Source organism: Methanosphaerula palustris E1-9c (genome assembly GCF_000021965.1).
GTDB lineage: Archaea > Halobacteriota > Methanomicrobia > Methanomicrobiales > Methanospirillaceae > Methanosphaerula > Methanosphaerula palustris.
In genome coordinates, this window is the sequence record NC_011832.1 from 837,829 (window position 1) to 848,885 (window position 11,057).

Annotated in this window: 9 protein-coding genes; 1 reads left to right on the top strand and 8 read right to left on the bottom strand. The window is 49.6% G+C overall.

What is annotated here, in order from left to right; genetic code table 11:
* Positions 1-2: 2 nt before the first annotated feature.
* The 7 genes from MPAL_RS04160 to MPAL_RS04190 form a co-directional block, all read right to left on the bottom strand.
* Positions 3-971 carry an AAA family ATPase gene (locus MPAL_RS04160; RefSeq protein ID WP_012617499.1) on the bottom strand — a complete coding sequence of 323 codons (969 nt, stop codon included), beginning with the start codon at positions 969-971 and terminating at the stop codon, positions 3-5.
* Positions 968-1,864, bottom strand: coding sequence for a DUF4350 domain-containing protein (locus MPAL_RS04165; protein ID WP_158303623.1), 897 nt, complete (start codon positions 1,862-1,864; stop codon positions 968-970). Before MPAL_RS04165 ends, MPAL_RS04160 begins: the two co-directional genes overlap by 4 nt.
* A complete protein-coding gene (locus MPAL_RS16145) occupies positions 1,851-3,587 on the bottom strand; it encodes a DUF4129 domain-containing protein (RefSeq protein ID WP_012617501.1) in 1,737 nt (578 codons plus the stop codon). The genes MPAL_RS04165 and MPAL_RS16145 overlap by 14 nt, the downstream gene beginning before the upstream one ends.
* A complete protein-coding gene (locus MPAL_RS04175; protein WP_012617502.1) occupies positions 3,584-3,829 on the bottom strand; it encodes a hypothetical protein in 246 nt (81 codons plus the stop codon). Before MPAL_RS04175 ends, MPAL_RS16145 begins: the two co-directional genes overlap by 4 nt.
* A gap of 389 nt (positions 3,830-4,218) precedes the next feature.
* Entirely contained in the window at positions 4,219-5,208 is a 990-nt protein-coding gene (locus MPAL_RS04180) for a DUF1616 domain-containing protein (RefSeq protein ID WP_012617503.1), read from the bottom strand.
* 73 nt (positions 5,209-5,281) lie between these two features.
* Positions 5,282-6,760: a nucleotide sugar dehydrogenase gene (locus tag MPAL_RS04185; protein ID WP_148208271.1), complete on the bottom strand. Its 1,479-nt coding sequence runs from the start codon at positions 6,758-6,760 to the stop codon at positions 5,282-5,284.
* Positions 6,761-6,772: 12 nt separating this feature from the next.
* Positions 6,773-7,684, bottom strand: coding sequence for a Gfo/Idh/MocA family protein (locus tag MPAL_RS04190; protein WP_012617505.1), 912 nt, complete (start codon positions 7,682-7,684; stop codon positions 6,773-6,775).
* A 472-nt stretch (positions 7,685-8,156) separates the two neighbouring features.
* On the opposite strand from MPAL_RS04190, the gene MPAL_RS04195 reads away from it, so the two are divergent.
* Entirely contained in the window at positions 8,157-9,212 is a 1,056-nt protein-coding gene (locus MPAL_RS04195) for a glycosyltransferase family 2 protein (RefSeq protein WP_012617506.1), read from the top strand.
* A gap of 272 nt (positions 9,213-9,484) precedes the next feature.
* On the opposite strand, the gene MPAL_RS04200 is transcribed toward MPAL_RS04195, so the two are convergent.
* A complete protein-coding gene (locus tag MPAL_RS04200) occupies positions 9,485-10,867 on the bottom strand; it encodes a glycosyl hydrolase family 28-related protein (protein WP_236610425.1) in 1,383 nt (460 codons plus the stop codon).
* Between the last annotated feature and the right edge of the window lie 190 nt (positions 10,868-11,057).

Here is an 11,057-nt window from a genome sequence, read left to right on the forward strand (position 1 = left end):
TCTCACAACACCTCGATTGACGAAAGGATCTGTTCTATCACCGATATTGGGGTAATCCCGCCGATCTCGGCCACCCTGTCCAGAACTATCCGGTGCTGAAGAACAAACGGTGCGATCATCTTTACATCATCAGGGATGACGTAATCCCTCCCCTGAAGCGCTGCATACGCCCGACTGCCGCGGATAAGATAGATTGACGCCCGTGAACTGGCACCTGTCCGGAGGTCGCCATGTGATCGGGTCGCCATCACGATATCACGGATGTACCTGAGCATCGGTTCCTCCACCCTGACATGCGTCATCGAGTTCTGGAGGCGCTGAATTACTGCTGGGTTCAGTACGGGGCGGATCTGCCGGCTATACGTATCCCAATCCAGGGATCCTGTTGATTCGCGATGGATGAGTTCGAGTTCCTCATCGGCATCCAGGTAACCAATGGGTATGCTGAACATAAACCGGTCCTTCTCTGCTTCAATCAGGGGAAAAGTACCTTCGAATTCACTTGGATTATGCGTTGCGACAGCGAAGAATGGTTCATTGAGCGCGTGGGTCTCCCCATCGATGGTCACCTGGCGTTCGCTCATCGCTTCAATAAATGCGCTCTGTGCCCTCGGGGTCAGTCGATTCAACTCATCGATCAGCAGGAAATTGGTGAAAATCGGTCCTTTTTTGAGATCAAACTGTTGTATCTCCTGATCGTAGATCCGCACCCCGAGGATATCTGCCGGCTGGATATCGACAGCGCATTGAATTCGTTTGAATTCACAGTCTGAAAGGTGTGCGATAGATTTTACGATTGTTGTCTTCGCAGTTCCCGGTATCCCTTCGATCAGGACGTGTCCCCGACTGAGCAGTGCCACCATCAGCAGATCCAGGGTCAACTGGTTCCCGACCAGGAATGTTCTGACCTGTTCAACGATCTCATTGTACACATCTGTAAGTATTATCTGATCCTCATCATTCTGTGTCATTTTTCAAAACCTTCTTCTCTTTTTGACCGTTTGTTAAACACCCATGCAATAATGAGCACCAGACTTCCAATCAGGACGAATTTTACAGGATAATTTGATCTACTGGAGTAGAACCAATTAAGGATTTCTGTCGTCTTCCCGGTTGCAGAATGACGGGTGTCGACGAGGATGGGTGGTTGAATCCCAATGATATTCTCAATGAATCTCTGGTTGCTCCACTGGTCTCCACTGCTCACCATCCCATTGATGAAGATGCTCGGATCAGCGATCACAATCAGTTCTCCGTCTCCAAAGGTCTCATTCGCCATGATCGTGTACTGCCTGAAGTTCTCATCGTTGTCGGGATGGTGATCTCCATCGGTATCGATCCAGCTCAGGCGACTCGTCGCCATCAGGGGATTCCCGCCGAGGATGGCAGCAGGGCGATCCAGACAGAGTGTGTCGACCCCCCTCAAAAGGGTGTGACTCTGATTGGGGTAAGCGAGTACCGAAGTCGATTCAGTATATCCGGTATCAATACTTGAGAGGTTGTCCTGGAGAAGGGTGATTCCACTGTTCATCCCTTGCAGGAGAGAGTTTCCTGTTCCAAAATCATCTGCCAGGATGAGTGTGTTTCCTCTCATGAGGAAGGTTCTGATCGCTTCAGCCTCGCCTCCTGTGTAGTCCCTGGTCGGGGCGATGATCAGGAGTGTTGCGTTGCTGTATGAGTTCAGTGTGGAAACGTCGGTCACGTCTGTTCCGTCAATTTTTCCAAAGAATTGTGATGTTCCGTTCCACTGGACGTTGGTACTGCTGAAGTCGATCGGTGTGGTGGTGAGATACCAGGTGAGGGAGAGTATGGCGATGCCGATGATGATCGCCACAACTCCCTCCTCTGTCTTAATGATGGTCACCTCCCAACCATGAGAGGATAGCCTGGAACCACGAGATGATGGGTTCTTGCCCTTTATCCGGGAGGCGCATGCCACCGTACCTGATCTTTTCGTAGGTGTCAATGAACGAACGCATATCCTCTCCCCCCCCATCATGCCTGAGAAGACGCATGAGTTCACGGGGAGTCAGTGCCGGGATAAAGACTCTGGGATGAACGTGTGCTGCCAGTGATACCAGGTATTGATAGAGATGATGCATCGCGTCCGATTGTTCATCTGCAAACAGTCTCTGCGACTCTGCGATCACGTCATCCGGGTGCAGGTCATCCCAGGGGCTGGTTATACGTCCTTCTGAATGAATGGGATTTTCCATCATTCGATCTCCAGATGGCAGTTCTCGCACCTGAGGAAGCCAGAATCTTCTTCGGTGAATGTATCGTGAGGCCCCACCGACTGCGAGCAGGACGATCCCGCCCATCAGAAGATATTTCAGTATCTCCACTCCTATCGACTGGGCTGATATCGGGGCTTTGACAGATATCTCAGCGCTCTCTGACTGGTTCAGGGGAAGATCCAGACTTTCGAACCGTGCTTTCATCTGATGATCTCCCGGCGGCAGAGTAATATTTGTATGATACTCCCCGGATGGATTGGTGAGAACATCGGTTCTGCCGGCGCTGTCCCAGCTAATTCGTACAGGAGCTCCCGTAACCGGTATGTCCGAGACCGTCCTGAGGGTCCCGGCTATCGTGATGTTCGTACTGTCTCTCTGCTCTTCCTCTCTGATGGTGAGCACCGTGTCAGATGGAATAATATTAAATTCACTCTCTTTCGCCGGAAAGATACTACTTCTGGCATACGCAATGTGAGTTCCAGCGCTGAGGTTGCTCATTACGAGTGATACCTGGTAGGTGCGATCCGGGTTTGGGGTAATGATGCTCCATGGTGCTCCATCGACGCCAATCTCGATATTCTGATCGATTCCATCCAGATTCTGCAGGGTTCCTGAGGCATTGATGATCTCACCGTACGAAGCGGATGTCTGTGACAGACCAAAGGTGAGCACTCCTCTCTCATTGAGTGGGATGGACCCCGGGTTTTGCTCAACCACCTGATTGTCCACCGTCAGATTTCCAGCATTCTTCTCGAATTCAGTCGTATCGAGATCGAATTTTTTTGAAAGGCTGGTGAATGATGAGTTTGGTAACCCTCTGTAGGTTAGAGCATTCTGTCTGATCCTCTGATTGAGCGAATTTTCTTCAAAATTCAGGGTTGTCAGATCGCCAGACGAATTCTGGCTCCGAACCTGAGCCTCAAGCGTTTTGATCTCCTCTAACTGTTTTGTGTCATTGACGAGTAGGGTCAGATTAATTCGGTTTTCGTAATTCTCCTGTCGCCAGATCTCAAGTTCACTATCAGACAGGTTCAGGTCGACCACTGCCTGGTCGAGTGAGTGCGAAAGATCCAGGTATTCCCTGAGATCGCGTTCTGCTGCATTGGTATCGTTATGGTTCATATTGAGGACAACTGAGCCACTCAGATCGAGAATCTCCTGCATCATGGGCATGACCTTCTCATATCTTTCAACTGAGAACTTCTGCATGGCACCAGGGTTGATATGGGATCTGGTGCTGTCTGCCCCTGATGGGGAGTACAGGATAGGAGTAAAGGCGAAATGAATGATGAGAACGAGCACGAAGACTGTGGAGACGACCGTGATCGCAAGGGGTAATTGTCTCTTCATAGGTTCAGGATCACCTTCACTTTCACTGCAATGATGATCCCAAAGAGCATGATACCTATCGCGACGAGATACCTGTTTTTTTGGACTGATGGGGGCGTACTGAACTTCATGCTCGTCAGCTCAACAGCGACAATCAATCCAATCAACCAGAGAACAAAAAAGAACTCGAGGTTTATCGTTCCGGAGAGGATCATGAAGAAGGCGATAAGCAGAGTCCATATCGTCAGAGCGACAATTGCCATTTTCTTCCTTACAGATCCCATGAGGACGCCATCCTTCCGAAATTGATAGATTCGAATGCTATCGTTTTGTTGCTTACGACAAGGTACTATTTTAGTGTATTGTTATTGATGGGCAGAACTCTCTCCGAGGTGTACATCCCGAAGCGATCCTGATGGAGTGCTATGCCATGGGGCCCTCGCTTCCCTCTTCAGTGCGGAACTGAACCGATTTTGGTCACCTGTATTGATGGATAGAAGAAGACCCTGATGGCCTTAATGCAGGTCTGACAGATTGTTTAGAGAAAGTGAGGTGTTTTGAAAGATCCTGATGCCTTTTACCTGAGGAATCATAACTGGTTTTATTTGAATTCCTGGGATAACAATCTCATCCGGTCCTCAAAGAAATTTAATTATTGTGGCGGCCAGATCGTGACCCAGAGATGCAGGTTATGGATACTCTGGGTGATCCTGTCCAGCCCTTCTACGGTATCATCCGGGAGAGACTCATTGAACAGGAGAAATTCAACTTGGTTATATCCATCTTTTTCAGGTGAGATATTATACGGTAGGATACGTGTTTCGTTATGGGAAACTGAAACATTAAACCGATCGAGACGGTCCATCGCCACCAGAGTTGATCGATTCGTTGATTCATTGAGCGTCATATTCACGAGATATGTCTCTACCGTATAGGTGATTGGACGGTATTCGTGATTGGTGATGCCGATAAAGAGGGATGTGTTCTCTCCGACCGTCAGATCTTTGGGGTAATCAGCGATCTTCTGATCGTCTCCGAGAATAAAAAAACCTGTGAACTTCTCTCCTTCTTTTGGGAGAGCAACCGCAAAGATCACGGTAACCACTGCGGCGACAACTGCAATGACGAGGATTATGGAGATGACCCGGTCGATGCGGGAGTTCTCGCCTTCTATAAAAAGATCCGCTGATAATTTTTGTCGAAGTGCACCGAGCGGAAGGGTCAGACGCTCCTCCTGCGGTAGTTTGGCCCTCCGGTAATGAGCTATCAGACAGAGGCAGATGGTGAGAAGGCTGATACAGATCATCATGGGGGTGAGGTGAATGCCCCAGGGGGTATAACTCAGCCCCAGGCCGAGAAGTGGTATGATTGCTATGGATATGCCAAAGGAGAGAATGATGCGTATGATCCCGTCAAGATCCCTGGCACCTGGAAAGAGGCTGGCGATCAGGATATATCCTGGGATGAAGAGGACCATCGGCAGGCTGAAGATGACCCGAACGAACGATTCGTTTAAGTAAGGGAGGTATAATGCGAGGAGCGTCCCTGCCAACCAGAGTTCGCAGATCACGAGATCGGCGGTCTCTCTCGTGGTGACAAATGCCTCGATAATCGTATCGTAAGGGTTTTGCATCCGCGCCATGTATCTGAATTGTGGTTTGATCTAATATATATGGCATGTCCCAGGGTCTGTGTCTTGACACATTTCCTGTTTTTTAAAAGAACCGGTACTTGGTATCAGGATCACGTAGTTTCTCTTCTGTACCATACAGGGGATGGTTGTTCTTATCCCCACGCCCGATACCCTTGTATACGAATCCCCGGGTTATGAAGGGATCCGGGTCAATAACATTCCTGCCATCCACAATCACCGGATGGTCCTGCCCACACAGGGCTTTGATCTCATCCGGCTGGAGTGTGCTGTAGCGATCGTGGCCGGCGAAGATCACCACGGCATCCGCCCCGCTCACCACGGTTGTGAGATCCCGCTCCACCGGTCCCCCCGGGAAGGACACCACCCAGGGGTCGTGAACCGGGACCATCGCCCCGGCTTCCATCGCACTCTTCCAGAAGGGCTCTGCAGGTGTGTTCCGTGCATCATCTGAATTGGAGATGAACGCCCAGCCGAGGAGTGCAATCCGGGATCCCTTCACAGTCTTTCCGATCCGTTCCAATCCCTGTCGGGTGAGCGTGAACATGTGCTGGGGCATAAAGTCATTGATATTCCGGGCCAGTACAAAGAGCGAATCTTTGCCTTTGGGATAATCGAGTTCTTTACCCATGACTCTGGCCCCTCGTTCAAGGTGATAGGTATCCTTGGTGAGGCAGTGGCCTCCCACGCCGGCTCCCGGCCAGAGGATGGCCCGAGTAATCCCATCTCCTTTTAAGGAGGCGATCCCCTCCCGAACATCATAGACATTGATCCCCATCGCCTCGCAGTAGAGTGCGAGTTCGTTCACTGCTGCGATCTGGAGATCCCGGAAGGTATTCTCTGCAGTCTTGGTCACTTCTGCAGCCGATGCTGTCATCGGAATTGTCCGTCCGCTGGTTAGCACCGGGGAGTAGAGTTCCACAGCGCGTGTCGTACTGGCCTCGTCGATCCCACCGACGATTCGATCATGCTCCTGGATATTGCGGATCAGCCTGCCGACCATCACACGCTCAGGGGCATGGGCAAGAGCAAAATCCTGGCCGGCTCTCATCCCGGACTCTTCCTCCAGGATCTGTCGGGCGATGCCCGTGGTGGTTCCCGGGGTGATTGTCGACTCCAGGACGACGAGTGCACCTGGTGAGATGTATCGACCGACCTGCCGCAATCCCTCGAAGAGGGCAGAGAAGTCAGGGATCAGATCCTTTGGATCGGCGAATGGGGTCTGGATCGAAAGCGTCACCGCGTCACAGTCCGCAATCTTCGAAAAATCCGGGGTGCAGATAAACTTCTTTTTTGTCACGACCTCGTGGAGTAACTCGGGCAGGGCCGGTTCTTCGCCTTTTAGTGGACTCTCTCCACGGTTCAGCATCTCGATCTTGTACCCGGAAGATGGAGACGCCCGCTGGAATCCATAGACCTGCGTGAACGCTTCCGAGGCGGCGAAGAGGACTGCAGCTGGAATACCGACATATCCCATCCCAACAACTCCGACAGTGTGGATGGGTCCCCGTTGGGCGAGAGAAGAGGATAGGAGTGCATTCATCATAAGAACCTCCTATCCCGTTAAATTCTGTGATATCTTCTCTGCCACCTGCAGATCGAGCAAGGCCTGTTCAGGGGTGACCACGAACGGTTTCTTCGCAGATGCGCAGGTGAGAAAGGTGATCAGTTCTCGTCGTAATGGCTCCTGTTTGGGGACCAGCACCTTCTCAATGATGTTCTCCTGCATATAGCGATCATTGTCGATATTGTACTGTCCTGGTTTTCGGTACACTGCGATCTCCTGGCTCATGTAATCACCCTCGATCGTGCAGTCCTCCTCTTCGATATAGATCGAACGGATCTTCTTGGATGCCTTCCTGCTTGCAGACATGTAGATGGTCGTCCCGTTCATCTTGCAGAGTGCGCCACAGGCATCCACCGTCCCGGAGCTCTGTAACCGGTAATTCCCGTTGTTGAAGAGGTTGAAGACGACATCAATATCATGGATCATCAGATCCTCGACGACCGAGGTTCCCGATATCCGTGCCGATGCAGGGTTATGCCGGTTCGTTTCAATGTACAGGGGTTTCTTGACAATCCGGCGGAGTTCATCAACAATCGGGTTAAAGCGTTCGATATGACCGACCCCCACCGTCAGGTCCCTGGGGATCAGGGGAAGCAGTTTCTTTGCAAGAGTAGCAGAACTGCAGATCGGTTTCTCAATTAAAGCATGGACCCCTGCCGCAAAGACAGCAGTTGCTACGTCATGATGATACTGGGTCGGGACACAGATACTGACGGCGTCGACCTGATCCAGGAGTTTTTCGACCGTTGGGCAGATCCTTCCCCCATTTGAGTGTGCAACCTCTTCTGCGGCTTTGGTGTTCAGGTCGGTCACCCAGAGTGAATCGACCTGTTTGAGTTCTGAGTACAGGCGGGCGTGATTTCTTCCCATCACTCCAACGCCAATGACACCAACATTCATTCAAGTCACCCCTTTGAATATTTCACAGAATGTCACTGCATATCTATTGTTATCAATACCGATCAACCACCGGAAAATAGTTTTTTCTCTCATGGAAACGCCTCACGTCTGTGGCTGGTAATGGAGCCAATCTATTTATAACTAACCATTACCAATTCAATTTTATTTACCGTCCAATCAAACCAATCCCTGAGTTCACGATCTGGGAACGAGTATACGCTCATTGTGGAGGTGAAGACGTGAATTGGGTTTGGGATCTCGTGAAGAGTTTATAATCTGGTACGACGATTGACCGTCAGGTCGTCTATTTTTTTGGGCCGTACCCTGATCGATCTTTTCTTGAAAGTGTTTAAATATTAATACGTATATTTCCCTCCATTCTTTGAGCCGTATTGAGGTCCCCACTATTCCGAGAAAAAAAGGATCATATGATCTCTCTGGAGACCTTGGCGGTTGCGGGTGGTGGTGTCGTATGGATATGGAAAGAATACCGATTCGTGCTGAAGTTGCGGGGACTGCTGCATATACAGGGACTTTTGTGCCCAACGCACTCCCCAAGTATGAGGAACCCACATATCGAGGAAAACGGATTGCAGTCGTTGTTCCTGCGTACAACGAGGAGTTACTGATTGGCGAAACACTTGGAAAAATTCCTGATTTTGTTGCCCGGGTATATGCCGTGAACGATTGTTCAACCGATCAGACCCAGAAGATCCTTGATTCATTCGCTTTACACGATAAATCCCTCATTCCACTACGGCATGATGTGAATAAAGGGGTTGGTGCTGCGATCGTCACAGGATATAAAAAAGCATTGGAGGACGGGATGGACATTGTCGCAGTGATGGCAGGAGATGACCAGATGGATCCATCATTTCTGCCAGATCTCCTTGATCCCATTGTCGATAACAAATGTGATTACACCATGGGCAACCGGTTGATCAGCACCCCCTACCAGAAAGGGATGAGTTTCTGGCGATTTTTTGGCAACAGCACCCTCACCATGCTCACCAAGATCGCTTCCGGCTACTGGCAGATGATGGATCCCCAGAACGGGTACACCGCGATCTCCAGACGCTCGCTCGAACAGATCAACCTCGATGATGTCTACCCTCGTTATGGATACTGTAACGACCTGCTTGTCAAACTCAATGTCAATGGTTTCCGGGTCATCAATGTCCCGCATCCGGCACGGTACGGTCTGGAGAAATCGGGGATCAACTACAGCACATATATTCTGAAGGTTTCAAGACTGCTGCTCTGTGACTTTCTCTGGCGGTTAAAGATGAAGTACCTTGTGCTGAGTTTCCACCCGCTGGTCTTCTTCTATGGGGCAGGAACTTTATTTTTAACCATCAGTGTAATTGGAGGCCTGTATTCGTTTTATTATAAATTTATCCAGCATCAACCGATCTTTATTCCTCTGGTGTTGTCTCTCATCATCTTTGGAATAGGGTTACAGGCGCTCTTCTTTGCGATGTTTTTCGATATGCAACAGGAGATGGAGGAGAACCGGTGGTATACATAATCCGATGGACTCATCGAGTCATGACTCGACCCTGAGATGATCCTCACGTGATCGGGTCACCCTTTTTTTGCATCCTTGACAGGATGTTCAGAGATCCGTGATAGAAGAGAGGGTTTTGTTTGAGAATGAAATGGATGAATCTGGAGAGGTGAGTGGTAATTATCGGTTGAGGAGATACCTGATTCTCCGGTTCATCCATATTTTGAGATGAACTCATGGGTGGTCTCTGTTAGTCTCAAAAAATATGATGATATCTTCCAATTCAGGGTTTGTTATGTGGTGGCAGAGTATTGAAACGAGACATTCTGATAACTACCATTATTGTTCTTAAGATAATTATTCACCAGTGAAATTGATGGACTCGGTTTACTCGCCTGGAATCCCTGGATATAATTTTCCATGACATTCCCGATAATATCACAGATCTTGGGGACATAGGGGTCGAGGTAGATTCCCGATCCACTGTTCATGCCTTTCGCAACATTCCCCTGAATCAGGATATTGGTCCGGTCCACAACCATGGCCTCATAGAGGATATTGATCATCGTATTGTTCACAATCCTATCCACTTTCGGCCCCAGATTATCCGGATCGACGTTCATATTGGTTAAAACGATTCCACTCTTACAGTTGATCATCACATTATCGGTGATCTCTGCTGAACCATTCCCAAGGTCGACTCCCCGGGCACAGTTGTTCATGACATTTCCCCTGATGATATAGGGTCCTGTCGTCACCTTCTGGGCACTGACCGCCTGTTCTGTCGTGTTTTCGAAATAATTGTTCTCGACCGTGACACTCTGCACATATTCTGCCTCAGGCAGATTTGAGGTACATGTACCCGTTGCAACTCCCTGCCTTCCCCTGGTGACAAAGAAGTTGTCATGGACGTATATCCGATCGCTGTGGTCGGTGATACTGACCCCATATCCCAGTTCGGACTGGAAGACATTATCGAAGATTGACTCCTCAATCGTGACATCAGTGCAGGTGTTCACGCGAATTGCTGCATACCCGATATTATGGAACTTTACATAGGATACATGGAAGTTCTGAAGATTATATGCGTCAATCATCGCCGGGTCTGTCTCAATCCCGGGACCTTCAAAGACGATCCCGGTGATGGTCACGCCCTTCAACCTCGACGTGGATGAGCCACCAGCATTCAGGGTGAAGACATACTGTGTCGCTCTTTGACAGTCGAATACGGTACCCGACTCCCCGAACAGGGTTACCGATCTGTTGATACTGATGGGCCCATCGATCCGGTACTGACCGGGAGGGAAGTAGATCGTCGAACCGGATGGGAGTTTCGTAAGGAGTGATTGAAGGGCGGCAGTATCGTCGGTGACACCATCCCCCTTCAGCCCTGATGACCTGACATTCGTGGCAATCTTAACGAGATCAGGTCGGGACGGAACGGCCCATGCCCGATAGGCCTGCTGCATCTGGGCAAGGCGGGCATTCCCCTGAGTATACGCGGTATTCGCATACGCTGTTGCCTCAACCGGATTTGTAACAACAGGTGCACTTGTTGTTCCCGATATCGTCGGTTCGCTGACAGTTGCTTGTTGATCGGACGCTGACTGATTGCTTTCAATAGTTACTGGAATAGCAGAAGAACTCGTAACTAGCAGGACGAACACCGCAACCACAATTATCAAAGATTTGATATATCCATTCATAACAATTACCTTCACCACCTCACTATGCGCAATTGTATTTATTATTATCCAAAACACTGCTGTGTTTCTTAAATTATGAAGGTTTTTCGTTCAAGAAAATGGACGTCGCGGCGTTTTTACCATTCGGTTATGCCAAATAAAAGATGGTAGAGGCGGTTGC